The organism is Glutamicibacter sp. AGC46, from assembly GCF_053543715.1.
On the sequence record NZ_JBLVOJ010000007.1, the window covers coordinates 46675 to 72812 of the forward strand.

Sequence of the window (26138 nt, forward strand, 5' to 3'; positions counted from 1 at the left end):
GGTCCGGGTGCCCCCCCGCTTCTGTCGTAATGCATGTCGGGCATGATGGCTCAGAACTGCTTGCGTTCGATCAGTGTGCTTTCGATTTTGTGAAACCGACAGCGGACCGCTCCGCTTCTAGCAACGTGCTGAGCCGCAGACCATTACAGCCCCGGGCGTTTTGCAGGATTCTCAACCGCTTGAAATAACGGTTAGCGGCATCGGCGATGGAGCTCCAGTACGCGGAGATTCAGAACTGCGTAGCTCGTGCCTCGAATACAAGGGGTATGCCGCGTTTTTCGAATTGGTCCAGCATTTGCTCATAAAGGGTCCGGTACTCTATGGCAGGGTAATGGCGAAGCGAAACCCGAACGTATGTCGTTCCATCCTTGGAGTTTCCAATGGGGCCATCCACGGAAACATCAACATAAATTTCCAATGACCGGTTCAGATCGGCTCGGTCCCAAAGGACTTTGACTTTCGCATTATTTACATGCTCGATACCTGTCACCGAGGTAATCGAATCCCAGTTGATCTTGCGACCGCCCCGAACGGTCAGGCCGCTGGCTTTGAATCTCAGGTCGATCGCCTCGTTGCCCTTGCGTGCCGCGCCTTTTAGTGCGGTGACAAGTGCGACGACTCCGAAAATAGCAAGAATGGCTCCGATCACGGTCGGAATTCCTTGCAAAACAATCTGGGATAGATAACTTGATGTCGAGGGTAAATCATTCGCGATTAGATAGATTCCCACGATGCACAGAATCCCGCCCAACAGCACTAGGGAAAACCCCTTGTCGATTCTTGGATATAGATGCAAGGAGTTAGTTACAAAATCTTTGTGTTCGGGGAGCCTGGATCTGGCAGTATTCAATTCTCATCCATTTCACTATCGAATTCATCCTCTTCAAAGTTGACGGCTTCGAAAAAGTCGATCATAGGGTCCATCATGAAGCTCAACGCAGACAGGTCCGAGTCGTAGGCTTCCAGCAGGAATACCAGCCCGTGCGAACGCGCAACGGTCCTCACATGCCCTACGGCAGGCATGACTGCTGTGTCCGCATCTCCTGACCGCGCGTCCATCGCTATGACCGACGTCAACTGGAGAATCTGGCCAACCGACTCCGATTGGTATTCACTGGTTTGGACAGGCGTGGCTGGCTCGTAAATCGGCATGGCCAATTCCGCCAAGCTCTTTTCTGGCTCATCGTCCAGAACTATCAAGTGGGCAGTGCCCAGTGCGTGTCCATCTTCAGGCGAAAACCAGAGTGTATGCTCGGCTTCGGCTATCTGGTTGTTCGCCACGTCCAAAGCCAGCTGCTCATAGACCTTCCGCAGCTCAGGATCTTCCGGGATGGCCAATTCCGCAAGGTCCTGTGCCCATTGCTCCGCCGTCTCCCAATTATCTTCAGGAAATGAGCGAGGTACTGGAATCCAGAATTCCAGATCCGGTTCAATCTCGTATGTTGTCATTGAATTGGCACCCATTTGAAAGTTCCCAGTATCGACAAGCCCAACGACCTTAATCCTTCGGCGAATGCCTCACCATTCTCCGACTCAACGTGCGCGTAGGAATAAAGCAACCACAATCCAGCTTTTGGATCCGGATCGATGCTTCCATCCGGCAAAGGACGAGGAACAACCATGTTCAGGCCATTGTTCTTGAGCTCGGGAGCTTCGGCAGTTTGCTCCACGGAAGACCAGAGGTACCAGTCTGCTCCGTCGGCATCTTCGATTTCGATCTGGTTGCCGCCTGCGGCCTTTCGCGCAGCATCCAGCAAAGTGCCGGAGGGCCCCACCTTGAGTGGTGTCAGGATCACGGAAACCGGCATTGCACCGACGGCAAGTTTCTCTACCGGCATTGCGAAACCAAGTGATCCACGGCGCCTCAAGTACTCGAATGTCTGGTGCATTTGCCGTCGAAGCATCAATACCAGGTCTGCGCGCCCAAGTGCCTTGGGCTCAGCAGTCACCAGCTTCGTCAAAGCCTGCTCGTGCTCCACACTGCTGTTGAATTCGCGCCAACCTGCCGGATAAAGCAAGCTATATCCGATGCCTCGGGGACGCGCCATCGACGCTGGTGGTGTTGCGCTCATCGTTTCTCCCGCCAATTCAATGTGTAGCTCGGATGTTCACTTTACGGATTGCTCCGCGCCGAAGCTACTTCTCGCGAGTCAGGTCCCAGAGGCTAGGAGGCGCGGTTACTATGACGTTGCCCCGGTCTTCCCAGTTCCCGTGCTTCGCAATCTTTTCCGCCCAGGCTCTGGCCTGAGGACCCATGTCATCAGGGTTCTTCAGTATGTAGGCAGCCATTTCGCGATGCTTTGTTGCGCTTCCCTCCGAGATGTACTTAACGTATGTCTTCCAGTCGCCTTTGAATTCCTTGTTGAAGCCATCCAAATACTTGTTGGTCTTGCCGGAAACGGTCTGCTGGTACTTTTGCTCGATCTTGCGGTTATTTCGCCGGATCTTGGCTTTGGTCGGACGGTTTCCACGGATCGTAGTTTTCGGTGGGCGCTTAGTGCCCGACTTGATGGAAGACCTGACAATGCCGCGCCCCGTGCTGGAACGCGTTTTGCTAAAGGCCTTGATGATGTTCCGAGGTCCCGCTTTGGATACTGCCTTGATCCCCGAGGGAAATGCCTTGCTTAAGCCGGAGAAGGCTTTTCCAGCAAAACGGCCGAAGGGGATAATTCCGACTACCGCTATCAGCAAACTGGTCCAGTCGCCATCGCCTTGGACCATCTTGATGACCTCGATTGCCACCACGGCAACGGCAGCGATCACCGCAATTGCTGATGCGATCGGTCCCCACACCGGCGAAGTGATGAACAAGGCCGCAATACCCACGCCCAAGGCAATCCAGCCTAGAACCGAACCCAGGGTGGAGAGGAACTTGTCATCGTTGTCCGCGGCTTTGAAGGCATCCTCGATTTCGCCGACTGCCTCATCGTAGGCATCTTCCCAATAGGAAACGCGACCGTCGAATTTGCCCCACAGCTCACGCAGTTCTTCTTCGGCTTCTTCGCGCGCAGCGGTTGCTTCTGTCAGGTCGCTTTTGGCTTCCGCTTTTTCCTCGTCGGTCCCTTCGCTGAAGCCGAGGAATCCGTCGGCATCATCTACCGCGCCTTCGGCGGTGTCTTCTTGGCTTCTCTTGGTTTGCACGCTCTGGTGCACATCCTCGATGTCCGTGATCAGCGCGTTCAAGGTCGTGTACGAATCCACTCCGCCCTCAGCGGTGCACATTTGGAGCGCGCCTTGGACCCGGTCCAAAGCATAGGAATATTTCTTCAGGGCCTGGCCTGTGCCGTCGTATCGGATGGCCGCCTTGCGCAACTCGGGAAATACGTCTCCAGCGTTCTCACGCAGCTTGGCGATAGCTTCAGACTTCAGATCCGACGTCCCGTTACTGATGTCTTCCAGCCTGGCCGCAGAGCGTTCCATCTCCTCGCCCGAGGTGATCAAGTCCTTGGCGCTCCGGAGCAGGTCATCAGGATTTCCGTCGATGAGCTGCAGGGTTGTACCCTTTGGCGATTCCAAGGTCATGTCGTCAACTCTCTCAGTTTACTTAGCTTCTTTGGGGGCATCGGAAGCACGTGAATTCAAGAAGGCCTTCTTCGTTTCCAGATCCCACTCTTCGAATCCATCCTTGATGTCCTTCAACCCGGTATGCACTCCTTCAAGATTCTTGAGGAGGTCATCACGGGTATCGTTCCAGTTGTCTTCGAAGTCCTTGACTCGGTCTTTCAGATCGCCTTTGCCCATCGGGTCTCCCACTGAGCCGGCCATGCCCTTGGCAAAGTCAGACGCATTCTCGAAATCCTTAATACTATTGCCTAGCTCCGTGACAATTTCTTCCAGGCGCGCCAAATAGATTTCATCGGCCATAGTGCAAACGACTCCTCAGGTATCCAGCGACGACGCTGCAGGACAATTCGGTATTCAAGGATCAGGCGGTGCAAGAAAAATGTGGCCGCCCGTAATTTCCCAAGGCGGCCACATTACCCCGTAAAAAATGGTCCTACTTGCCAGCCATGGAACGGTCGGTGTCCTGGATCTGCTCCATCATGTCGCGCAGGGCGATGGCCATGTCATTAATGCCGTCGAAAGCCTTCTTCAAGCCATCGTTCAGGTCCTTGTAGCCTTCGCCGAACTGGCCCGAAGCGTGCTCGGTGGTGAAGTCTTCGCCCAGCAGCTTGTCCACGCCGGACTGCAGCTGCTCAAGAACGCCATCCAGGTCTTCGCGCCCGGTATCAAGCTTCGATGCCATGGCTTCCATTTCGCCGTAATTGGCCTTGAAATCAGTCACAACAATGCTCCTCAACTCGTCGACTGGCCCGCTTGCCGGGCCACTCTAGTTCGTTCACAGTCTAGAATAATGTGGCAGATGGCCTCCGTTCAATGGGGAGAACTCCCCGTGGCAGGCCGGCATTGAACTGAAGTAGAAAGGTCCCATGGACGTCGTTTCAGCAGCAGCCCTCGCCAAATCCTCCACCCTCGGAATGCGGCCGGCCGAAGCACGCCTGCGCATTTGGTCCTACCTTATCGACTACGCTATTTCGCTGGCTGCATTGCTGCCCGCCGGCATCGGCTACGTGATTTTCCGGGTGACTGGACAGTACTCCACCGTTCCGCTGGTCCTGTCCGCGGTCAGTGCCCTGCTATTGCTGGTCTACCTGATTGTCTTGCTCACGATGAACAGCCGCAAGGGCTCTTCGCCCGGCAAGTCCGCGATGCGACTGCGCGCCACCGGACTGGGCCGCTTCGCCGCACCGGGTTTCCCCCGCGTTATGGTCGCGTCTTTCGCCTTCCTGCTCAGCCATCTCCTCCCGCTCATTGGCCCCGTCCTGCTGCTGGCCTCCTGCCTGTTCGACAAAGAGCACCGCCGCAGCTGGCTGGACAAGATTGCCCAGACCTATGTGGTCGATGTGCGCAATGGACTGGACCCCACCAACCCGCGGGCGCTGGCCCGTGCCGAATACCTGCTTTCGCGCCCGGACCGGGATATCTCCGAGCATCTGCCGTCACTGGGAACGATCGAAGACGACGCCGGGCGCGAAGAAGCCGCCGTGCCTTCGCGTGCCCGGTCCACCGCTGGCATTATCGGAGCGCAGAACAGCGACTGGCATTCGCCTTCGGAGCAAGGGCTGGGAATCGTCCGCCGCGCGGCCTTCGCCTTCGACGACGGGTCCTACATCCCGGTTCCCGAATCCGGGCTGATCGGGCGTGCGCCCCAGGCCACCGCGGGCACCGGCAATGAACTGCTGGTCGCGCTGAAGGACCCGGAACGTCTGATGTCCAAAACGCATCTGGCCTTCGGCTGCGACGGGGCGAATGCCTGGATCATGGATCTGGGATCCAGCAATGGCACCCAGGTCATCGTCGCCTCCCGCGCCCCGCACAATGCACCGCCCCATGTCCGCCTGCATCTGAATGACGGTGACGTCGTCCAAGTCGGCAGCCGCACCTTCCGCATTACCTTCCAGGAGACCGCCAAGTGAAAATCAAGGCCACGCTCAGGCGACCGGACACCAGCACCGTGGACGTCATCCTGACCTGCGATGCGACCGCCACCGTGGGAGATGCCGCCCGCGCCCTGGCCGGGGAGCAGGTTCCCGAGCATCCCACGCTGCTGGCCACGGCCACCGGCACCGCCCCGGTGCAGCTCGATCCGCACACCCCGCTGGCCGAAGCGGAACTGGGTTCGGGCTTCGCCATCGAAGTCGTGCCGACTACCGACGCCTTCGTCTCGGGCGGCTCGGCGGCCGCGGTGCTGCGCGTGGCCAACGGCCCGGATGCCGGCATGGCCTTCGCGCTGCCCGCCGGCACCTCCTATGTGGGGCGCTCGGAGAAGGCCACCGTGGTGCTCAACGACCGCATGGTCTCCACCCGGCATGCGCGCATCGAGGTGGGCAGCAAGATCGAGCTGGTGGACCTGAACTCCGCCAATGGCATCCTGGTGGATGGCGGGCTGGCCCAGCGCGTCTCGGTGATCCCCGGCCAGCTGATCACCCTGGGCGCCACGGATGTCTACTTCGAGCTGCTGCAGGCGAACACCACCGGGCAGTCCCCGGTTTACGAGAAGGGCGGCTCGATCCTCTTCAACCGCTCGCCGCGGGTGGAGATCCGCTACCCCGGCGAGGAACTGCCTCGCCCGGCGATCCCGCAGGAAGCCAGCCCCAAGCTCTTCCCCTGGCCGATGATCTTCGCACCGCTGATCATGGGCCTGACCATTTTCTCGCTGACCCAGCGAGCGCTGTCGCTGATCGTGGTGCTGGTCTCGCCGCTGATGATGCTGGGCAACCTGATCGGCCAGCGCACCCAGAACAACAACAAGCTGCGCCTGGAAATCGAGACCTTCGAACGGCAATTCGAAGTGCTGGAAGATGGCCTGCTGGCCGGGGAGGAAGCCGAACGCTCCCACCGGCGCAGCGAAGCCCCAGCCACCGCAACGGTCTTCGAGCAGGCCGAGTCCCTGGGCCAGCTGCTCTGGACCCGGCGCCCGGAGCACTGGAACTTCCTCTCCCTGCGGCTGGGCTCGGGAACCGCCCGCAGCCGCACCACCGTGGCCCCGCTGGCGGACCGGGCAGGACTGCAGGAATACGTCGAACGGGTCGAAGAGCTCACCGAGCAATACCGGATGATCGACGATGTGCCGATCATCGAGCTGCTGCCCTCTGCCGGCGCCATCGGCATTGCCGGGCCCCGGTTGCAGTCCGCCGATGTCCTGCGCTCGCTGGCCGTGCAGCTTTTCGGCCTGCACGCCCCCAACGACCTGTGCACCGCCGCGATCATCGACCCGGCCTGGACTGGGGACCTGGAATGGTTCAAGTGGCTGCCGCACACCACCGGGCCGCGCTCCCCGCTGGCCCAGCTGGCGCTGGCCGATACCCAGACCTCGGGCACCGCGCTGCTCAACGCCCTGGAAGAGCTCATCGCCCGGCGCAACGACCCGGCCTCCTACCGGCTGGGCCCGCTGTCCACCCGCAACTCCTCCATGGAGCTGGGCAAGGAAGCCGGCGAGCAGAACACCAGCCTGCCGGTAGCCAAGGACCTCTCGCTGGTGCTGTTCGTCAGCAATGACGCCCCGGTGGACCGCGCCCGGCTCTCGCAGATCATCGAGCGCGGACCGGCCGTGGGCATCTACACGATCTTCGTGGCCCCCACCGTCCAGTCCCTGCCCGCGGCCTGCCGCACCTTCGTGGATGTCACCCGGGGCCTGGAGGATGCCCGCGTGGGCTGGGTGCGCGCCGGCGAAGAAGCCCGCCAGGTGACCGTGGAAGGAGTCTCGCGCGAGCATGCAGAGCACTTCGCCCGTCGGCTGGCTCCGATCGTTGACTCCAGCTCGCTGGTCCCGGACTCTTCGGATATCCCGGACTCGGTGTCGCTGCTGCGCATCCTGGGCACTGATCTGGCCGAAGCACCGGACGCGGTGCTCGAGCGCTGGAAGCAGAACAACTCGGTGATCGACCGCGCCGCCACCGGGCCCCGGCCGCGGCTCAAACGCGCCGGAACCCTGCGCGCCTACGTCGGCCAGAGCACCCCGGATGCGATGAGCCTGGATCTGCGCACCCAGGGCCCGCACGCCCTGGTAGGCGGCACCACCGGCTCGGGCAAGTCCGAATTCCTGCAGGCCTGGGTGCTGGCGATGGCCGCCGAGTACAGCCCCGACCGGGTCACCTTCCTCTTCGTGGACTACAAGGGCGGCTCGGCCTTCGCCGACTGCGTGGAGCTGCCACACTGCGTCGGGCTGGTCACCGACCTCTCCCCGCACCTGGTCCGCCGCGCGCTGACCAGCCTGCGTGCCGAGCTGCACCACCGCGAGAAGCTCTTCCACCGCAAGAAGGCCAAGGACCTGCTGGAGCTGGAAAAGCGCCAGGACCCGGAGACCCCTCCGGCCCTGGTCCTGGTGGTCGACGAGTTCGCCGCCCTGGCCGGGGAGGTCCCGGAATTCGTGGACGGCGTAGTGGACATCGCCCAGCGCGGCCGTTCATTGGGAATCCACCTGATCCTGGCCACCCAGCGCCCGGCCGGGGTGATCAAGGACAACCTGCGCGCCAATACCAACCTGCGCGTGGCCCTGCGCATGGCCGACGCCGCCGACTCCAATGACGTGGTGGAGGACCCCATCGCCGCCGGCTTCGATCCGTCGCTGCCCGGCCGCGGCATCGCCAAGACCGGCCCGGGCCGGCTGGTGCCCTTCCAGTCCGGCTACGCCGGAGGCTGGACCACCGACGAGCCCGAAACGGCCGAAGTGCGGGTGGAGGACCTGCGCTTCGGCGGCGCGCGCGTCTGGGAGCAGCCCGAATCGGGGACACCGGACATCGAGGAGAACAGCGGCCCGAACGACCAGAAGCGCCTGGTCTCCAGCTTCATCGCGGCATCCAACGGGGCCGGGATCCCGGCACCGCGCCGGCCATGGCTCGATGATCTCTCGGCCACTGTGGACTTGCGCGAGCTCGCCCCGGATTCGGACAGCCGGATCCCGCTGGCCCTGGCCGACATCCCCGAGCACCAGGCCCAGGAAACCGCCTGGTTCGAACCCGATACCGACGGCCACCTGCTGGTCTACGGCACCTCCGGCGCGGGCAAGTCGGCGGCCCTGCGCAGCATCGCGATCGCCGCGGGAGCCAACCCTTCGGCCGGCACCGCAGCGGTGTACGCGCTGGAATTCGGCACCAGCTCGCTGCGGTCGCTCGATCCGCTGCCGCATGTCGGCGCGGTGATCGGCGGCGATGACGTGGAGCGCATCCAGCGCGTCTTCCGCATCCTGGCCGAGCACCTCGATGAGCGCTCGGCCCGGTACGCGGCCGCAAACGCCGCCTCTCTGAGCGAATACCGCCAGGTCACCGGGGACTTGTCCGAGCCGCGCATCTTCTTGCTGATCGACGGCTTCGGCCAGTTCCGCAGCGACTGGGAGCTGGGCCACGGCCGCGGCGAGTACTACCAGGTGTTCATGCGCATCGTGGGCGAAGGCCGCCCGCTGGGCGTGCACGTGGTCACCACCGCCGACCGCTTCGGCGCGGTACCCACCGCGATCAGCGCGAACATCACCCAGCGCGTGGTGCTGCGCATGGCCGACGAGCAGGCCTACAACGTGCTGGGCGTGGCCAAGGATGTGCTGGGCGAACGCAGTGCCCCGGGTCGCGCCATCATCAAGGGCCACGAGGCGCAGATCGCCGTGCTGGGCGGCACCGCGAACGTGGCCGAGCAGACCGCGCTGACCACCAGCTGGGCCCAAGAGCTGGCAGCTTCCGGTGCCCCGCAGGCGGCCGGAGTCGAGTCGCTACCGCAGGAATTCTCCGCGGCGGCGCTGCCCGACACGGTCAACGGGCAGCCGGCCATCGGCCTGTCGGATGCCACCCTCGCACCCTGCGGCTTCGAGCCCATCGGCACCTTCGTCATCGCCGGGCCGCCGCAAAGCGGGAAGACCAACACCCTGCGCGCCATGGTCACCGCGCTGGAACGCGCCAACCCGGCTACCCAGTTCTTCCACATTGGCGGCCGGCGCGCCGAGCTGCGCGGCTGGCGGACTTGGAACGGCACGGCCTCGGGCCCGGCCGAGACCCGGCAGTTCGCCAAGGACATGCTGGATCTGGTCGCCGACGATTCCATGCCGGGCAAGATCGTGTTCGTTGTGGAGAACTTCACCGAGTTCGCCGATTCGGATGCCGAGCGCCCGCTCAAGGAACTGCTCAAGGCCATCAACCGCTCCGACCACTTCCTGATCGCCGACGGAGACATCAACGCGTTCTCCTCCAGCTTCGGACTGCTCGGCGAACTGAAGTCCAACCGCCACGGCATCGCGCTCAAGCCCGACGCCTACGACGGGGACTCGCTGTTCAAGGTGCCCTTCCCGCGCGTCAAGCGCCACGAATTCCCGCCGGGCCGCGGATTCATGGTGCAAAACGGGCAACGCACACTGGTCCACCTTCCACTCGTGGAACAGTAGGGCCGCAGGACTCTGCGCCGGTTCAGTTTCCCGCGAACGATCCCGCACTTTGCCCTTCACGCTGCGGGCTGAACACCCCAGCGCCATGGCGCCAGCGGTAATAGGCCAAGCAGGCAAGGGTGAACGGAACACCGAAGTACAGTGCTGGACGCTGCACTGGATCAAAAGCCACGCCCACCAGCGAAGCGCCAAGCAGCACCAAGGCGATGATCGGCAGAATCGGGAACAATGGTGCCCGATAGGGCAGGGAATCGGTGGATCCATGCAGGGCTACGTAGTGCCGGCGGAACGACAGATGCGATGCACAGATCACGATCCACACCGCTACTACCGCAAACCCGGCAATGGATACCAAAGCCATGAAGAGCGACTGCGCCGCGATGAAGCTGGAGAACAGCGATACCAGTCCGCCGAGGATCGACAGGCTCAGGGCCAGCATCGGAATGCCCCTGCTGTTGGTCTTGGACAGGGCTTTGGGCGCCTGGCCTGCGGCTCCCATGGAATGCAGCATGCGAGCGCATGAGTACAGTCCGGAGTTGCCTGCCGAGAGCAGGGCGGTGATGATCACGAAGTTCATGATGTCCGCACCGGCTGGCAGGCCGGCGACATCCAGGACCGTGACGAACGGACTCTCATTCGCGCCCGCCTCGGCAAACGGGATAATTGCGGCTACGACCACGATGGCACCGATGAAGAACACCGCCAAGCGAACCACGGCGGTGCGGATGGCCCGCGGAATGCTCAGCTGCGGGTTCTTCGCCTCGCCGGCCGCTACGCCGATCAGCTCGGTACCGCTGAATGCGTAGAACACCGAGAGGACGGTGACCAGTACTCCGGTAATCCCCGCAGGGAACAGTCCCCCTTCGGTGCTGAAGTTGGACAGGCCAATCACGCCGGCGTCACTGGCCGGGTTGATGCCGATGATCGTGGCGGCGCCAACGACAATCACCAGCAGCACCGCCGCCACCTTGATCAGCGCAAACCAGAATTCGGTTTCGCCGAAGACCCGCGATGAAGTCGCATTCAGCGCAAACAGCAAAGCAGCGAAAACCAGTGAGAAGACCCAGACGGAAATCGAGGGGAACCAACGTTGCATCAGCAGCCCGGCTGCGGTGAATTCGCTGGCCAGGGCTACCGCCCAGCACAGCCAGTAGAGCCACGCCGTAGCAAAACCCCACGCTGGTCCAAGATCACGGGTGGCGTGTGCATGGAATCCTCCTGCCACCGGATGCCGCGCCGATAGCTCTCCCAGCCCGCTCATCACCATGTAGGCCACCAAGGCTCCGACTGCATAGGCCAGCACCGCGCCCAGCGGCCCGGCTTGGGCAATGGTGTATCCGGAGGAAACGAACAGGCCCGAGCCGATCACCCCGCCCAAAGCGATCATCACCAGATGACGCGAGGTCATGGTTCTTAGCAGTCCGGAATCGGCTGGTGCAGTCTCGTTGGTGCTGACGATGCTCTCGGTCATGGGGCTCCTTGTGGAATGAATGCGCTTGCAGGATATCGAGCTTGGACGGCAGTCCCGGACGGGCATGTCATCTGTGGTCACACGGCGTCAAGGTCGGTCATCCAAGCACTCGCCGTGTACCCTCGATGACGTGCATACCCCAAACCACCCCAGCAATTTCCGTGACGCATTGCGCGCCGAAGGCAGCCCGCCAATCATCCTCGACGGCGGTCTCGGCACCCATCTGGCCGATCGCGGCAATGACGTGACCGGGCACCTGTGGTCAGCGCAGATCCTCATGGACCGCCCCGAAGAGGTCCGCGCGGCGCACCAGGACTTTTTCGCTGCCGGTGCCCAAGTTGCCACGACTTGCTCCTACCAGGTCAGCTATGACGGCCTGGCTCAGGTGGGCTCCGAGCAGCAGATGGAACAAATGCTGCGCACCAGCGTGCGCCTGGCGCGAGAAGCCTCCAGCGCTGGGCGCACGGACACAGCACGCTGGGTGGCCGCCTCGGTGGGGCCCTACGGTGCCGGACCGGGCGCCGGGACCGAATACGACGGCGCCTATCGCAAGACGGCCTCCGAGCTGGCCAACTGGCACCGCAAGCGCTTGGAAATCCTGGCTGATGCCGGTGCCGATCTGGTCATCTTTGAAACCGTGCCAAGCCTGGCAGAAGCAGAAGCATTGACCGTATTGGCTCGGGAGCTGCAACTGCCGGCGTTGCTCAGCCTTGCGGTGCGCGCCGATGATCAAGGCCGAGTGGTTCTGGGCGATGGCACCGATCTTCGAGTCGTGGCCGGAATCGTTCAGGAATCCGGTGTGTGGGACGCAGTCGGCGTGAACTGCTGCCCGGTACCCCAAGCGGTGGCCGCGTTGCAGATCCTGGGAGAAGAAACCGGCTTGCCGCTGTTGGCCTACCCGAATAGCGGTGAAATTTGGGACCACGAAGCTCGTGTGTGGGTCCCAGGAACTGAGGGCAATGATTTGCCCGGAGCGGTTCCTGAACTCGTGGCCGCGGGCGCTCGCCTGATTGGCGGTTGCTGCCAGGTCACCCCGGGACAGATCACCCGGGTCCGCGAAGCCATCCAGCTCGGCTAAGGCCCGTCCCGGCACTTCGGCTTCCGCTGAGCCAGCGGCTTGTCCGCAGGCCTGGACAGTGCGCGAAAAAGCCGGCAGCAACACGCAGTTGCTGCCGGCCTGGGACCAGTTACCTTAGAACTCGAAGTCGCCGAAGTCCCCACCGGCGCCGCCGAGGAAGTCCCCGAACATGCCTTCGGCCTGGCCGCCCAAGCCTTCACCGGCCGCAGAGAGCTGTTCCCCGGCACCGGATACGGTATCGCCCAGGCCCTCGGCCATGGAACCGAACTCTTCGCCGATACCGGCGAAACCATCAAGCAGCGGTCCGGCAATGGCGGTACCGATGAACGCACCTGCCACGCCGCCGAGCAGGCCGACACCCAAGCCGCCGGCCGCGCCGGCAGCCACGCCCATACCCCGTCCCTTGCCGCCGGAACCCAAGATCTTGTCCATGAACCCGGGACGCGACATCTCCGCGCGGGTTGCCGAACGGGCCAGGTCCCTTGGGTCCTGGCTCATCGGGCGTTCTGCTGGCGGCAACTGCTCGGAGAGTTCATGATGCAGCAGTTCGCGTTGCTGCGGGGTCAGCCGGGCGAAAGCCTCGGCGTGGGCGCGTTCCATATCCTGCGGCGGAGCGGTACGGAGCATGTAGCGGTACTTCTCGATCGCGGCCTGGTCCTCGCGCGACGGTGCCGAGGCCGGCTGGTTGCCGTAGCCGCGCTCGCCGTAGTTCTGGTGCTGCGGCTGCTGCTGGTAGCCGCCGGGATTCTGCTGGTAGCCGCGTTGCTGGTTATTGGAGCCACGCTGGTTGCTATTGGAGCCGCGCTGGTTGAGCTGTTCCCGGACGTACTCGCCGGCCATTTGCTTGCCCTTGCGCAGCAGCTTGTCGAACATGGACATGGAATTGGCCTCCTAGACGTTGCGGGCGCGGTGCACGAAGCACCGCTCTCCCCTGTTTAAACTCCCCAGCATTGCTACTTGTTCCCCACGTTAGACAATTCTCATAATCGCCCGCCGGCCCCGCACCTAGGCGCTGCGCACCGGCTGCTTTGCCCCGGACGTGATCCTCGCCAGCAAATCGGCGGCCACGGACACGGCAATCACCGCCGGCTGCTTTCCCCGCACCTGCTCGATTCCAATGGGGCACTGGATCACCGCGATCTGCTCGTCGCTGAAGCCGCTGGCACGCAGATTCTTCTGGAAGCGGGCCCACTTGGCACTCGACCCGATCAATCCGATCGATCCCAAGCCCGGGTGGCGCAACGCGGCATCGCACAGATGGAAATCCTCGGCATGATCGTGCGTCATGATCAGCACGTGCGTTCCCCCAGGCAGGCAGCTGAGCACCTGCTCCCCGAGCACCGCCACCGCCGAATGGATCCGCGCCACGCTCGGTTCAAGGGCCGGCAGGTCCGCCAGGAATTCCGGGCGCGAATCAATCAGATGCAGCTCCAGGTCATGGCGGGAGAGAATGCGGGCCAATTCCATGCCCACATTTCCCACCCCGAAAATCGCCACCGTGGCAGGAACCGGCAAGGGCTCGAGCAGCACCGTGATCTCGCCACCGCAGCATTGCCTGCCGTACTTGGCCGGGGCCTTGTCGCTGAGCTTCATGGTGATGCTCTGCGGCTGGTTCCCGCTCGCGCTGATCATCTGCCGGGCCCGTTCCATGGCAGCCATCTCCAGGTTGCCCCCGCCGATGGTTCCGAAGATCTCCTGGCTGGCAATCACCATTTTCGCGCCGGCCTCGCGCGGGGCATGCCCGCGCACCGCGGTGATGGTGGCCAGCACCGCGGGACGCCGCTCATTGCGCAGCGCGGTGACAGCTTCAATCCACGACAGCATGGCTACCGCTCCTCCCGTGCCGCTTCGATCGCCCAGAACACCGCTTCCGGAGTCGCCGGGGACGCCAGCGGCACCGAACGCCCGGAGCGGCCGAAGGAGGCAATGGCCTGACGCAGTGCCTCGCGCACCGAGAAGGCGAGCATCAGCGGCGGTTCTCCCACGGCCTTGGAACCGTAGACCGCGCCTTCCTCATGCGCCTTGTCCAGCAAGCTGACGTTGAAGACGTCGGGCATCTCGGAGAAGCTCGGGATCTTGTAGGTGCTCGCGGCTTGGGTGGCCACCCGTCCGCGGCTCGGGCCATCGGAGGTGTCCCAGCGCAAATCCTCCAGGGTCAGCCAGCCAGCCCCCTGCACGAACCCTCCCTCGATCTGCCCCAGATCCACCAGCGGCGAGAGAGAATCGCCCACATCATGGACGATATCCACGCGGCGCAGCACATAGGAGCCGTCAAAGCCGCTGACTTCCACCTCGCTGGCCGCCACCCCGTAGGAGAAGTACTTGAACGGGCTGCCCGTCATCTGCGAGAGGTCCCAATGCAGCCCTTCGGTCCGGTAGAAGCCGGCGGCCGAAAGCTGGACCCGCTGGAAGTACGCGGCGTTGACCACTTCTTCCCAACCCAGCGATTCGCTCTTGCCCAGCGCGGTGACCCTGCCGCGGCTGAAGCGCAGATCTTGCGCCGGAACCCCCAATTGTCCGGCGGCCACCTGCGCGAGCCGGCCGCGGATCTGCTCGCACGCATCCTTGACCGCGCCGCCGTTCAGGTCGCTGCCCGAACTGGCTGCGGTGGCCGAGGTATTGGGCACCTTGTCGGTGCGCGTGGGAGCAATGCGCACCTTGGATAGCGGCACGCCCAAGGCGGTGGCGGCCACCTGCAGCATCTTGGTATGCAGGCCCTGTCCCATTTCGGTGCCGCCGTGGTTGACCAGCACCGAACCGTCCTTGTAGACCAGCACCAACGCGCCGCCCTGGTTGAAGGCGGTGAGGTTGAAGGAGATGCCGAATTTCACCGGCGTCATCGCCAGCGCCCTTTTGGCGTGCTCGTGCCCGGCATTGAATTCTGCGATCTGCTCCTCGCGTGCGGCGATACCTGCCGAGCCGAGCAGCTGGGTCCAAGCAGCCTCCAAGCGCTCGGGATGCCGGACCGGCTGGTAGTACGGGGTGTCCTGTCCCTGGGTGTAGAAATTGCGGCGGCGCAGTTCCCGGGCGTCCAATCCCAGCTGCGGGGCCACCCGGCCCAGGATGTCTTCCATGACCAGCATGCCCTGCGGACCGCCGAAGCCGCGGAACGCGGTCTGCGAGGTCTTATGGCATTTAGCGATGCGCCCGTTGACCCTGATATTCGGGATCCAATAGGAATTGTCGATATGGCACATCGCGCGGGTCAGCACCGGTTCGGACAGATCCAGGCTCCACCCTCCGTCAGCGGTCAGCTCGGCCTGCAGGGCCAAGATCTTGCCCTGATCGTCGAAGCCGATTTTCCAGGTGGCATGGAATCCGTGGCGCTTACCGGTCATGGTCATGTCCAGGGTGCGGTCCAGCCGCACCCGCACCGGCCGTCCGGTGAGCACCGCGCCGAGGGCCGCCACCGCGGCATAGCCATGGGGCTGCATTTCCTTGCCGCCGAAGCCGCCTCCCATGCGCAATACCTGCACGGTGACCTCGTGGGCGCCGATGCCCAGCACATGCGAGACGATGTCCTGGGTTTCGGTGGGATGCTGGGTGGAGCAGTGGATCATGATCTGCCCGCTCTCATCCACCATCGCCAGCGAGTTCTGGGTTTCCAGATAGAAGTGCTCCTGGCCGGCGAACTCGAAATCGCCCTCGAAAACGTGGGCCGCCTGCGCGAAGGCGGCCTCCGGATCGCCCTTGGAGATCTCGGGCTGGATGCCGTGGAAGCTGTTGGCCGCGATCGCGTCCTTGATGGTGATCAGCGAATCCAGCGGTTCGTACTCCACGCGCACCGCCCTGGCCCCGGCTTTGGCAGCTTCCAGGTCTTCGCCCAGGACCCACGCCACCGGCTGGCCGAAGAACATGACTTCTTCCACCGGGAGCAGCGGCTCGTCGTGCTTGGCGCCCTGGTCATTGACCCCGGGAATGTCTTTCGCGGTGATGACCCGGACCACCCCGGGTACCTGCTGCGCCGCACTGGCATCCAGGCCCAGGATTTTTCCATGGGCGCAGGTGGACTGCACCGGGTAGGCGTGCAGGACCCCGGCCAGACGCGCAGCCAGGTCGTCGGTATACAGCGCGGTGCCGGTGACGTGCGCGGCCGCCGATTCGTGGCGGTGGCGCTGGCCGACTACCGGTGCGTCGGGGCGTTGGGATAGCTGGCTCATGAGTTCTGCTCCTGTCCTGCTTCCAAGCGGCGTTCAAGCTGCTGGGCATAGAACCGTTCAAGCGAGGAGGCCAGCATGGCCTTGCGGTAGTTGGCGCTGGCCCGGTGGTCATCCATCGGGGTTCCTTCGGTGCCCATGGTGCGTGCCGCGGCCCGGATAGTTTCCAGGTTCCACGGCTGGCCTTCCAGCTCGGCTTCGGTGGCCACGGCGCGCAGCGGGGTCGCGGCCACGCCGCCCAGCCCGATCCGCGCCGTGGTGATCATGCCGTCCGACACCGTGAGCGCATAGCCGATGGCTACCGAGGAGATGTCATCGAAGCGCCGCTTGGAAATCTTCTGGAAGCTGGTCAGCGGCGCCAGCGGCAACGGGATGCGGATCGCGGTGATCATCTCCCCCGGCTCGCGCACGGTCTGCCGGTAGCCGGTGAAGTAGTCCGAAAGCGCCACCACCCGGTTGCCGTGGATGCTGGAAAGGACCAGCTCGGCCTCCAGCGCCAGCAGCGCCGGCGGGGTGTCGCCAATGGGCGAGCCGGTCCCCAGATTGCCGCCGATGGTCGCGCTATTGCGGATCAGCCTAGACGCGAACTGCCCGAAGAGCTGGGAGAGCAGCGGAACCTGCCCGGCGAGCTTGCGTTCCAGTTCGCTCAGGGTGCAGCCTGCACCCAATTCAAGGTACTGCTCGTTCCAGTGGATCTGGCGCAGCTCGGGCAGCCGGTCGATGGCCAGCACCGAGCGGGCGCGGGCGCCCTTGATGTTGACCTCCACGCCCCAGTCGGTGGCACCGGACACCAGTACGGTCTGCGGTTCGGTTGACAGGATCTGCAGTGCCTGGTCCAGGTCCGCCGGCCGGCGGAAGCGGCCCAGGTCCCCGGTAGGGGTATCGGCGCGCTGGATGTCGGTGGCCACCGGTTCCGGGGCCCGGTGCTGGGTCCGGGCAGTCAGCGGGTCATCCGGCTCGGGCTCGCCCAGCGCGTAGGCGGCGTCGCGGATCGGGCGGTATCCGGTGCAGCGGCAGAGATTGCCCGACAGCGCGTGCAGGTCGAATCCATTCGGTCCGCACTCGTGCTCCCCGCCATCACCCGCGCTGACTGCGGGATTGGCGGTCCGCTCGGGGCGGTAGTATTCGGCGGCCATGGAGCAGACGAATCCGGGGGTGCAATAACCGCACTGGGATCCGCCGCGGTTAGCCATCTCTTCCTGCACCGGATGCAGCGCCGCGACGCTGCCCAGCCCTTCGGAGGTGATGATTTCCTGGCCGTCGAGCGCGGCGGCCGGCAGCAGGCAGGCGTTGACCGCCGTCCACCTGCTGCCTTCCCCATCACTGCGGGCCACCAGGATTGAGCAGGCGCCGCACTCGCCCTCGGCACAGCCTTCCTTGCATCCGATCAATTGCTGCCCGCGCAGGAAATCCAGCGCGTTGGTATGCGGCGGCCCGTCGAATTCCCGAACCTTTCCGTTGACCGTAACCAGGCATTTTGTCTCTTGCGTTGCCTCGGCGCTCATGCCGTTGACACCTCCTGCGCCCGGGTATCGCCGGACGCACCATGAATGAATTGGATGATGGGTGGGATCTGGCGCCCTGCCGGAGGTTCCAGGCTCGTCCAGGGCGCCGCCGCGTGCTGCGGCGGGATCAGTTTCCGTGCGCTATCTGGCCCTTGGACCAGGCGAGGCATCCGCCCATGATTACCCTCCAGAATTCGGATCATTCACTTCCATGCAAACCATCAAGGTGAGCCACCTCACCTCAGTGGATCCTTACTATAGCCCGTATCAGCTCAGGCCAGTAGGGCCGTAATCGGGCCCCGTGCGAAGTACACCAGGAAGCCCAGCGCCACCACCCACAGCAGCGGGTGGATCTTGGCGTACCGCCCGGCCGCGGTGTTCACCACCACCCAGGCGATGAACCCTGCGCCAATGCCATTGGCAATGGAGTAGGTCAGCGGCATGGTGATCAGGGTGAGGAACGCCGGCATGGCGCTGGAGAACCGCTTGAAGTTGATCTCGCGGATCTGCGCGCACATCAAGGTGCCCACCATAACCAGTGCCGCGGCAGCCACCTCGATGGGAACCACGGAGGTCAGCGGCGTGAAGAACATCGAACCCAGGAACAGCACGCCGGTGATGACCGAAGCCAGCCCGGTGCGCGCTCCTTCCCCGATGCCGGCCGCCGAATCCACGTAGACGGTATTGGAGGAGGACGAGCCCATGCCTCCGGCCACCGCGCCCAGGCCCTCGACCACGAACGCGGCCTTCAGCCGCGGGAAGGTGCCGTCCTTGCGCGCCAGACCGGCATTCTTGGCCAGTCCGGTCATGGTGCCCATGGCGTCGAAGAAGTTCGTGAACACCAAGGTGAACACCAGCATCGTCGCCGCCAGCGCGCCGATCCGCCCGAAGGATCCGAACAGGTCGAACTCCCCGGCCAGCGACAAATCCGGCAACGAGACGATATTTCCCTGCAGCACCGGCATGTTCAGGTGCCAGCCATGCGGGTTATCCGCGCCGGCTGGCCCGATCCTGAACACCAGCTCGGCGATCATCGCCAGCACCGTGGAGATCACGATGCCGATCAGGATCGCGCCCTGCACCCCGCGGGCCACCAGCGCGCCCATGATCAGCAGGCCCACCACGAAGACCATGGTCGGGATCGAGACGATCGACCCGCCATCGCCCAGCTGCACCGGAGGCCCGGCGGCGGTACGGGTGACGAAGCCGGAGTCCACGAACCCGATGAAGGTGATGAACAGCCCGATGCCCACCGTAATGGCGGCCTTCAGATCCTTGGGGATGGCCCGGAAGATCGCGGTGCGCACCCCGGTCATCCCGAACAGGACGATCAGCACGCCGTTGACCACCACCAGTCCCATGGCCTCGGGCCAGGTGACGTCCTGGATCACCGAGACGGCTAGGAAGGAGTTGATGCCCAGCCCGGCGGCCAGGCCGAAGGGCAGGTTGGCGATCAGCCCGAACAGGATGGTCATGGCCCCGGCAGTCAGCGAGGTCATGGCCCCGACCTGCGCGGCCGGAAGCCAGTTGCCGGCCACATCCACGGGTGCGGCCTCGGCGCTGAATCCGCCGAGGATCAGCGGGTTGAGGATCACGATGTAGGCCATCGTGAAGAAGGTGACGATCCCGCCGCGCAATTCCCGCGCCAGCGTGGACCCGCGTTCGGTGATGCTGAAGAACGCATCCAGGATGCCGCCCGGCCCACCCGGCCGGCGCGGCTTGCTGCCGCGCTGCGTGCCCTGGGGGCCAGCTGGCAAGCGACTTGTCGGGGTCATGGTTCTGGACCTTTAGTAGTCGGTCCGGGATTCTTGCGAATCCCATGCCTTGAACGGCAACAGGTGCTCGCCGCCTTCGGACTGGAAGCAGTTCACCGGCATCAGCGAGCGGTTGGATTTTGCTTCGAAGTAGTCGTAGAACACCGCGTCGTCGAATCCGGCGGCAGCCGCATCATGCCTGTTGGCCGCGAAGAAGACCTTGCCGATGCGTGCCCACAGCGAGGTGGCCAGGCACATTGGGCAGGGTTCGCAGCTGCTGTAGAGCACGCAGCCGCTCAAGTCGAAGGTCCCCAAGGCGGCGGCCGCGGTACGGATGGCCACCACTTCGGCGTGCGCCGATGGATCATTGTTGGCCGTGACGCGGTTGACCCCTTCGAAGACCTGGCCGTCGGGGGCGACCACGACGGCGCCGAAAGGCCCGCCGGCGTTGTGGACATTTGTGGTGGCAATATCGATGGCCATCGAAAGATAGTCTTGGCCAGTGGTAGTAACGCTCATCGCGTGGCTCCTCATGCTTTGGACAAGAGAACCGCAGCGCGCTGCTTGGCGCTAGCTACCGGTTGCGCTTGTCACCTGAAATCGATCAGTTGCATGCCCGGTAGATAGCGACCCATCAGGTGGGTGCCCGCCATAGACAGCTACGAGATTATCAGCGGATTGTGACGCACGCAACAATTCTTTTGAAATCTCTTTTTCGCATCATGAACAAAAACTTGCCGTCTTGCCGCTCATCCCCTCTCCCACTAGCAGCGATCCGACGGGACTGGCCCCTCCCTCCAGCGCCGCGACTCCCGAAGCTGGATCCTTGCCCCGGCGCTCGGGTTTCCAACACATTACAGCCGCCTATCGGCGCACCGATCCGGCGGGTGAATTTAAGTTCCCTTCGGCGCAACAACCTGAGCACCTAGGCGAAATACCTCTTTGAGAAGCTCAGATGCATCAAGTGCTAGAGAAGGGATCGGATAACGTGAGCGCACAGCTAGAAGCATCTGACACATCGCAGGCACTGCAAGTGCAACCGGGACGCTGGGTCAGCAACTGGACCCCGGAGGATCCAGAATTCTGGAAGCGCACCGGATCTGCGGTAGCCAGCCAAAACCTCAAGTGGTCCATCTTCGCCGAGTTCCTCGGATTCAGCGTTTGGCAGCTTTTCGCCATTGTCGTGGTCTATCTTCCAGTAGCGGGATTCAGCTACAGCACCACGCAGCTGTTCTGGCTGATCTCCATCCCGAGCCTCGTCGGTGCCACCTTGCGCATCCCCTACACGTTCATGGTGGCCCGTTTCGGCGGGCGCAACTGGACGGTCATTTCCGCGCTGCTCCTGCTGATTCCGGCCGGCGGCATTTCGCTGGCCCTGGCTGATCCGTCCACGCCATTCTGGGTCATGCTCAGCCTTGCGGCGCTGACCGGCTTCGGCGGCGGAAATTTCGCTTCCTCGATGGCTAATATCACCTATTTCTACCCCGCTTCCCGCAAGGGATGGGCGTTGGGCCTCAACGCCGCCGGCGGCAACCTCGGCGCGGCGGTCGCCCAGCTGCTTGTACCGGTCATTGTCACGGTCTTCGCCGCCGGGGCGTTGCAGCTTCCGCTGGCAGGGATGCTCTGGATCCCGTTGATTCTGCTCTCCGCATGGGGTGCCTGGAAATACATGCACAACCTGTCGTCGGCCCGCTCAGATATCCGCGGCGCCATTGCCTGCCTGAAGGTAAAGCACCTGTGGATCATCTCCGCACTGTATGTGGGAACCTTCGGCTCCTTCATCGGATTCTCGGCAGTATTCCCCAAGCTGATCGTTGACACTTTCCCCGAATACGCGGCCTTGCCGTTGGGCACCGCAACCATCACCTTGGCCTTCCTTGGCCCGCTGGTCGCGTCCCTGGCCCGTCCATACGGAGGCAAGATCGCTGACAAGCTCGGCGGCGCACGCATCACCGTGGCGACTTTCGGAGCCATGGCTTTGATTACCGCTGCGCTAGTGCTCAGCCTGCCACGGGCCAACTTCTGGATGTTTCTATTCCTGTTCTTGCTGCTCTTCATCGCAAGCGGCATCGGCAATGGCTCGACCTACCGCATGATCCCGGCAGTCTTTGCCCTGAGCGACGAGGGAAAACAGGCAAGCCAGGTGGATTCTTCGCGCAAGGCGGCCGCCGCTCTCGGTTTGATCTCGGCCATTGGCGCCTACGGCGGCTTCCTGATTCCCCAGGCCTTGGGACTGTCCTTATCCAGCACCGGCGCCTACACCACGGCGTTCATCATCTTCATCGCGGTCTACCTGCTGCTCATGGCCACCGCATGGTTCGCCTATGCACGCTCAGGCACCCGTTTCGCCCAGCACGGAGTCTAGGATGACCGACACTCATTGCCCCTATTGCGCCCTGCAGTGCGGCATCACCTTGGAATCCAACCAGCAGGATCACGGCACCGAACCGGTGAGCCTGAGGGGACGGGACTTCGAGACCAATGGCGGGGCGCTGTGCCGCAAAGGCTATAGCGCCGCCACGCTGCTCGATCACCCAGAACGCCTGCAATCACCCCTGCTCCGCCAGCCCGATGGAAGCTTTGCCCCGGTTAGCTGGGAGCATGCGCTGGATCTGGTTGCCGAAAAGGCGCTGGGCATCCGGGCCGAATCCGGAGCCGACGCACTCGCGGTCTTCGGTTCCGGTTCGCTGACCAATGAAAAGGCCTACCAGCTGGGCAAGTTCGCGCGGCTGGCCCTAGGTACCTCGCGGATCGACTACAACGGACGGTTCTGCATGTCCTCGGCAGCCGCCGGCACCAACCGCGCCTTCGGCTTGGACCGGGGATTGCCTTTCCCGCTGGCTGATCTGGATTCGGCCGGGATGATCCTGATGCTCGGTTCCAATGTCGCCGATACGATGCCGCCCTTTGTCCGGCATCTGGCCGGAGCCCGTGAGAACGGCGGGCTGATAGTGGTTGATCCGCGGCGTTCTGCAACAGCCAAGCTCTGCGCCGATAATGCTGGCTGGCACCTGCAGCCAACCCCGGCCACCGACCTACCGCTGCTGCTGGGCTTGGCCCACGTGCTGATGGCCGAGTCCCTGGCCGATACCAGCTACTTGGCCGCCCGCACCAACGGTTTCGATTCTATAAAAGCCGCCCTGTCCAGCTGGTGGCCAGAACGCACCGCCCAGGTCACCGGTGTTCCTGCCGAGCAGATCCGGCACACCGCCCGGGCCTTGGCGCAGGCAGCCAGCGAAGCGAAGGCCGGCGGCAAGCCGGTCTACATCCTCACCGGCCGCGGCATCGAGCAGCATTCCAACGGCACCGATACGGTCACCGCCGCGATCAACCTCGCACTGCTACTGGGCCTGCCCGGCACCCTGGCCGGCGGCTACGGCACCATCACCGGCCAGGGCAACGGGCAGGGCGGTCGGGAACACGGGCAAAAGTGCGACCAGCTTCCCGGCTACCGCAAGATCACCGACCCGGAACACCGTGCGCAGGTAGCCCGCGTCTGGGGCGTTGCCCCGGAAACCATTCCCGGTCCCGGGCTGCCCGCCGTTGAACTCCTCGACGCGCTAGGTACCCCCACCGGTCCGCGCATGCTGATGGTCCACGGGGCCAACCCGGTGATCTCCGCACCCGATGCGTCGCGTGTGATCCACGCACTGTCCAGGCTGGATTTCCTGGTGGTCTGCGACTTCTTCCTCTCGGAGACCGCAGCCCAAGCGGACCTGGTCTTGCCGGTGCTGCAATGGGCTGAAGAAGAAGGCAGCATGACCAACTTGGAGGGGCGGATCCTGCGCCGCCGCGCTGCCTTGGCGGCACCGGAACATGCGCGCGGCGAACTGTGGATCCTCGCCCAGCTCGCCCAACGCCTGGATGCTCCCGGCCGCTTCTCCCCCGATCCGCGGGAAGTTTTCGAAGAACTCAAATTGGCGTCAGCCGGCGGCTTGGCGGATTACTCGGGGGTGAGCTGGGATGACCTCGATGCCGGGGCGGCCATCTACTGGCCGTGCCCTGCAGGCACTGAAGTGAAGGCCGAGCGCGGCATCCGCAATGGAACCCCTCGGCTATTCCTTGGCGGTTTTGCCCATGCGGATCGGCGTGCAGTGCTGGTGCCAGTTGCTTTCCAACCGGAACCCCGGAGGAGCAACTCGGCCGTGTCCCTGGTGACCGGCCGCCTGCTTGAGCACTACCAGTCTGGCGCGCAGACCCGCCGTGTTCCCGAGCTGGCCCAGGCCGCCCCGGAACCGCTGCTGGAAATCCATCCAGCCACAGCCCTAGCCCACCAGATTGCCCAGGGGCAAAAGGTCGTGATCAGCAATGAACGCGGTGAAGTCACCGCCCGCGCACTGTTGAGCTCGGATGCCCGGCTGGACACGGTCTTCTTGCCCTTCCACTACCCGGATTCCGGTACCGCAAACCTGCTGACCGAGGCGAAGGTCGACCCGCGCAGCAAGATGCCGGAATTCAAGCACGCCCATGTTTCGCTGAGCGCTGTGAAAGAGGAACAATGAACGAGCAACGCCCGCAACGCATTATCATCATTGGCTTCGGCCCCGTCGCCGCGTCCCTTGTCGAAGGGCTGCTCCCGGCAGCGGCGGCCGGCCACTGCGCCATCACCATCATCAGCGCCGAAGACCACCTGGCCTACAACCGTGTGCTGCTCGCTGAACTGGCAGTGGGAGCCGCCGAGTTCGGGCATTTGGGCATGGTGGATCCGCAGCGCTTGGCCGATGCCGGAGTCGACGTGCGCTTGGGCGTGCAGGCTACCGGCATCGATCGCTCACGGCGCCGGATCCATCTGGGCGGCAACGACTATGTGTCCTACGACCGGCTTGTTTTCGCCACCGGCGCCCGAGCGGTAATCCCCACGCTCAACGGCCTGAATTTCGATCCGCACGCTGATGCTTCACTGCCAGCCGGAGTTTTCGCGCTGCGCACGGTGGATGACGCCCACCAGCTGCGGGAATCGATCGGTCTGGGCCAACGCATTTTAATTCTCGGCGGCGGAGTTCTGGGTATCGAGGCGGCCTTGGCCATTGCGCGCACCGGCGCCCAACCGGTGCTGGTGCATCATGGTCCGGCTCCCTTGGGACGCGTCGTGGATGCAGATGGAGGGGCGCTGCTGACGCGTAATCTGCGTGAAGCAGGTGTCGAGGTGATCCCTGGTGCGAAGGCCAGTGGCATTCAGAAGGATGCACAGGGTTTCACCGGCCTGATGACTTCCACCCACGGACTGATCCAGGCTGATGCCCTGCTCATTTCCACGGGTGTGAGAGCCAGAACAGAGCTGGCCTCGGGCTGCGGATTACCGGTGGGCCGCGGTATTAAGACTGATGAATTCCTTTGCGCCGATACCGAGCAGCGAATTTTCGCCCTCGGCGACTGTGCCGAAGTTGCCGGACAGCCACCGGTCGGACTGCTGGCCCCGGGCTGGGCACAAGCCGCATGGTTGTCCCAGCAGTTGTTGCGGCTGGCTGGTTCCTCTGGCTCCGAGCCGCTTGCTGCCCCGGACTTCTCTGCTTCTGATGTATTGATGCTCAAGGGACAAGGCATCGAGCTGACTGCAGCCGGCGATATCAGCGCCGGTTATTGGGACGATACCGATCTGCAGGCAACCGTCTATGCAGATCCTGCGCGCGGACGGTACCTGAAGATCGTCACCCGGCAGGATACGGTCACCGGATTCCTGGCCATGGGATTGCCGCAAACCAGTGCCGAACTCGTGCTGGCCTATGAACGGGCCACCGCGTTGCCTGAAGACCGTTCGGCCCTCTTGCGGCTGGATGATCCGGCAACGGATCAAATCGCTGCTATCCCCAGCGATGATGATCAGCTGTGCCGCTGTTCGGGCGCTACCTACGGCCAGGTAACCCATGCTGTAGGCGCTGGTTGCACCACCGTCGCCGAGGTCGGCGAGAACTGCCGTGCGGGCACCGGATGCGGCGGGTGCAAAGCGAAGATCGAAGAGTTGCTGGCCAAGGCGCCTGCCCTGGCGTAATGGCTCCAATGGGCGGTCGGCTCCCAGCTAGCTGGCCGCCCTTGCCTATGCCCGGCCGGAACGCAAAATCGCAGGGACGAAAGCCGTGAGCTTTCGTCCCTGCGTTTGGATGATGATGCGAGTTGCCTTATTCTTGCACGCCACCGCTGGAAAATGCGATAGCCGGAGCTAGTTGGTTGCAAGCGAATCCGTCTCGTCGTTCAGTTCGTACCAGCCTTGCCAGGCCGAATGCTCGACGTTCAGGCTGCGATCTGAT

19 protein-coding genes are annotated in these 26138 nt (G+C 63.6%); 6 read left to right on the top strand and 13 right to left on the bottom strand.

The genetic code is table 11. The features are described from left to right. Nucleotides 1–229: 229 nt before the first annotated feature. The 6 genes from ACNPM8_RS02020 to ACNPM8_RS02045 form a co-directional block, all read right to left on the bottom strand. Complete coding sequence (locus tag ACNPM8_RS02020) at nt 230–649, bottom strand: hypothetical protein (protein ID WP_448939201.1); 420 nt, start codon at nt 647–649, stop codon at nt 230–232. A gap of 197 nt (nt 650–846) precedes the next feature. Continuing rightward, nucleotides 847–1464, bottom strand: coding sequence for a hypothetical protein (locus ACNPM8_RS02025; protein ID WP_448939202.1), 618 nt, complete (start codon nt 1462–1464; stop codon nt 847–849). Next, nucleotides 1446–2072 carry a hypothetical protein gene (locus tag ACNPM8_RS02030; protein WP_365942722.1) on the bottom strand — a complete coding sequence of 209 codons (627 nt, stop codon included), beginning with the start codon at nt 2070–2072 and terminating at the stop codon, nt 1446–1448. The genes ACNPM8_RS02025 and ACNPM8_RS02030 overlap by 19 nt, the downstream gene beginning before the upstream one ends. Nucleotides 2073–2136: 64 nt before the next feature. Continuing rightward, nucleotides 2137–3522, bottom strand: a complete 1386-nt coding sequence (locus ACNPM8_RS02035; RefSeq protein WP_448939203.1) for a hypothetical protein — start codon at nt 3520–3522, stop codon at nt 2137–2139. Between the two features lie 18 nt (nt 3523–3540). Continuing rightward, complete coding sequence (locus ACNPM8_RS02040) at nt 3541–3864, bottom strand: hypothetical protein (protein ID WP_105656206.1); 324 nt, start codon at nt 3862–3864, stop codon at nt 3541–3543. A gap of 133 nt (nt 3865–3997) precedes the next feature. Further along, complete coding sequence (locus ACNPM8_RS02045; protein WP_066141890.1) at nt 3998–4285, bottom strand: WXG100 family type VII secretion target; 288 nt, start codon at nt 4283–4285, stop codon at nt 3998–4000. A gap of 145 nt (nt 4286–4430) precedes the next feature. Between ACNPM8_RS02045 and ACNPM8_RS02050 the strand changes: the two genes are divergently transcribed. Beyond that, nucleotides 4431–5477: an RDD family protein gene (locus tag ACNPM8_RS02050; protein WP_448939204.1), complete on the top strand. Its 1047-nt coding sequence runs from the start codon at nt 4431–4433 to the stop codon at nt 5475–5477. Beyond that, nucleotides 5474–9928 (top strand): FtsK/SpoIIIE domain-containing protein, encoded by a 4455-nt coding sequence (locus ACNPM8_RS02055; protein WP_448939205.1) that lies wholly within the window; start codon nt 5474–5476, stop codon nt 9926–9928. The genes ACNPM8_RS02050 and ACNPM8_RS02055 overlap by 4 nt, the downstream gene beginning before the upstream one ends. 22 nt (nt 9929–9950) lie before the next feature. Here the strand turns inward: ACNPM8_RS02055 and ACNPM8_RS02060 are convergent, their stop codons facing one another. Beyond that, nucleotides 9951–11399, bottom strand: a complete 1449-nt coding sequence (locus ACNPM8_RS02060; RefSeq protein WP_448939206.1) for an amino acid permease — start codon at nt 11397–11399, stop codon at nt 9951–9953. A 130-nt stretch (nt 11400–11529) separates the two neighbouring features. Here ACNPM8_RS02060 and mmuM point away from each other — a divergent pair, with 130 nt between their 5' ends. Beyond that, the gene (gene mmuM, locus ACNPM8_RS02065) at nt 11530–12477 is read left to right on the top strand and encodes a homocysteine S-methyltransferase (RefSeq protein WP_426733455.1); all 948 of its coding nucleotides are present in this window, start codon (nt 11530–11532) and stop codon (nt 12475–12477) included. Nucleotides 12478–12591: 114 nt separating this feature from the next. Here mmuM and ACNPM8_RS02070 read toward each other — a convergent pair whose 3' ends face one another. The 6 genes from ACNPM8_RS02070 to ACNPM8_RS02095 all read right to left on the bottom strand — a co-directional run bounded on the left by ACNPM8_RS02070 (nt 12592) and on the right by ACNPM8_RS02095 (nt 20412). Then, complete coding sequence (locus tag ACNPM8_RS02070; protein WP_448939207.1) at nt 12592–13356, bottom strand: hypothetical protein; 765 nt, start codon at nt 13354–13356, stop codon at nt 12592–12594. 126 nt (nt 13357–13482) lie between these two features. Further along, nucleotides 13483–14301, bottom strand: a complete 819-nt coding sequence (xdhC, locus tag ACNPM8_RS02075; protein WP_133834105.1) for a xanthine dehydrogenase accessory protein XdhC — start codon at nt 14299–14301, stop codon at nt 13483–13485. Nucleotides 14302–14303: 2 nt separating this feature from the next. Next, on the bottom strand, nt 14304–16637 hold the full coding sequence (xdhB, locus tag ACNPM8_RS02080) for a xanthine dehydrogenase molybdopterin binding subunit (RefSeq protein WP_332488566.1): 2334 nt from the start codon (nt 16635–16637) through the stop codon (nt 14304–14306). Then, nucleotides 16634–18139 carry a xanthine dehydrogenase small subunit gene (locus tag ACNPM8_RS02085; protein ID WP_448939208.1) on the bottom strand — a complete coding sequence of 502 codons (1506 nt, stop codon included), beginning with the start codon at nt 18137–18139 and terminating at the stop codon, nt 16634–16636. Before ACNPM8_RS02085 ends, xdhB begins: the two co-directional genes overlap by 4 nt. Before the next feature lie 272 nt (nt 18140–18411). After that, a complete protein-coding gene (locus tag ACNPM8_RS02090) occupies nt 18412–19914 on the bottom strand; it encodes an NCS2 family permease (RefSeq protein ID WP_448939209.1) in 1503 nt (500 codons plus the stop codon). A 12-nt stretch (nt 19915–19926) separates the two neighbouring features. Continuing rightward, nucleotides 19927–20412, bottom strand: a complete 486-nt coding sequence (locus ACNPM8_RS02095; protein ID WP_105656196.1) for a nucleoside deaminase — start codon at nt 20410–20412, stop codon at nt 19927–19929. Between the two features lie 436 nt (nt 20413–20848). Here ACNPM8_RS02095 and ACNPM8_RS02100 point away from each other — a divergent pair, with 436 nt between their 5' ends. From ACNPM8_RS02100 to ACNPM8_RS02110, 3 genes are read left to right on the top strand one after another with little or no spacing between them, the layout of a single operon-like run. Next, entirely contained in the window at nt 20849–22258 is a 1410-nt protein-coding gene (locus tag ACNPM8_RS02100) for an MFS transporter (RefSeq protein ID WP_448939210.1), read from the top strand. A 1-nt stretch (nt 22259) separates the two neighbouring features. Then, nucleotides 22260–24395, top strand: a complete 2136-nt coding sequence (locus ACNPM8_RS02105) for a molybdopterin oxidoreductase family protein (RefSeq protein WP_448939211.1) — start codon at nt 22260–22262, stop codon at nt 24393–24395. Beyond that, the gene (locus ACNPM8_RS02110; protein WP_105656193.1) at nt 24392–25882 is read left to right on the top strand and encodes an FAD-dependent oxidoreductase; all 1491 of its coding nucleotides are present in this window, start codon (nt 24392–24394) and stop codon (nt 25880–25882) included. The genes ACNPM8_RS02105 and ACNPM8_RS02110 overlap by 4 nt, the downstream gene beginning before the upstream one ends. Nucleotides 25883–26138: the final 256 nt, after the last annotated feature.

Coding starts and splice junctions, on each gene's coding strand:
- ACNPM8_RS02070 (WP_448939207.1), bottom strand. CDS start 13,356: ATGTCCATGTTCGACAAGCTGCTGCGCAAGGGCAAGCAAATGGCCGGC.
- ACNPM8_RS02090 (WP_448939209.1), bottom strand. CDS start 19,914: ATGACCCCGACAAGTCGCTTGCCAGCTGGCCCCCAGGGCACGCAGCGC.
- ACNPM8_RS02050 (WP_448939204.1), top strand. CDS start 4,431: ATGGACGTCGTTTCAGCAGCAGCCCTCGCCAAATCCTCCACCCTCGGA.
- ACNPM8_RS02110 (WP_105656193.1), top strand. CDS start 24,392: ATGAACGAGCAACGCCCGCAACGCATTATCATCATTGGCTTCGGCCCC.
- xdhC (WP_133834105.1), bottom strand. CDS start 14,301: ATGCTGTCGTGGATTGAAGCTGTCACCGCGCTGCGCAATGAGCGGCGT.
- ACNPM8_RS02060 (WP_448939206.1), bottom strand. CDS start 11,399: ATGACCGAGAGCATCGTCAGCACCAACGAGACTGCACCAGCCGATTCC.
- ACNPM8_RS02100 (WP_448939210.1), top strand. CDS start 20,849: ATGCATCAAGTGCTAGAGAAGGGATCGGATAACGTGAGCGCACAGCTA.
- ACNPM8_RS02040 (WP_105656206.1), bottom strand. CDS start 3,864: ATGGCCGATGAAATCTATTTGGCGCGCCTGGAAGAAATTGTCACGGAG.
- ACNPM8_RS02030 (WP_365942722.1), bottom strand. CDS start 2,072: ATGAGCGCAACACCACCAGCGTCGATGGCGCGTCCCCGAGGCATCGGA.
- ACNPM8_RS02105 (WP_448939211.1), top strand. CDS start 22,260: ATGACCGACACTCATTGCCCCTATTGCGCCCTGCAGTGCGGCATCACC.
- ACNPM8_RS02035 (WP_448939203.1), bottom strand. CDS start 3,522: ATGACCTTGGAATCGCCAAAGGGTACAACCCTGCAGCTCATCGACGGA.
- ACNPM8_RS02095 (WP_105656196.1), bottom strand. CDS start 20,412: ATGAGCGTTACTACCACTGGCCAAGACTATCTTTCGATGGCCATCGAT.
- xdhB (WP_332488566.1), bottom strand. CDS start 16,637: ATGAGCCAGCTATCCCAACGCCCCGACGCACCGGTAGTCGGCCAGCGC.
- ACNPM8_RS02085 (WP_448939208.1), bottom strand. CDS start 18,139: ATGAGCGCCGAGGCAACGCAAGAGACAAAATGCCTGGTTACGGTCAAC.
- ACNPM8_RS02025 (WP_448939202.1), bottom strand. CDS start 1,464: ATGGGTGCCAATTCAATGACAACATACGAGATTGAACCGGATCTGGAA.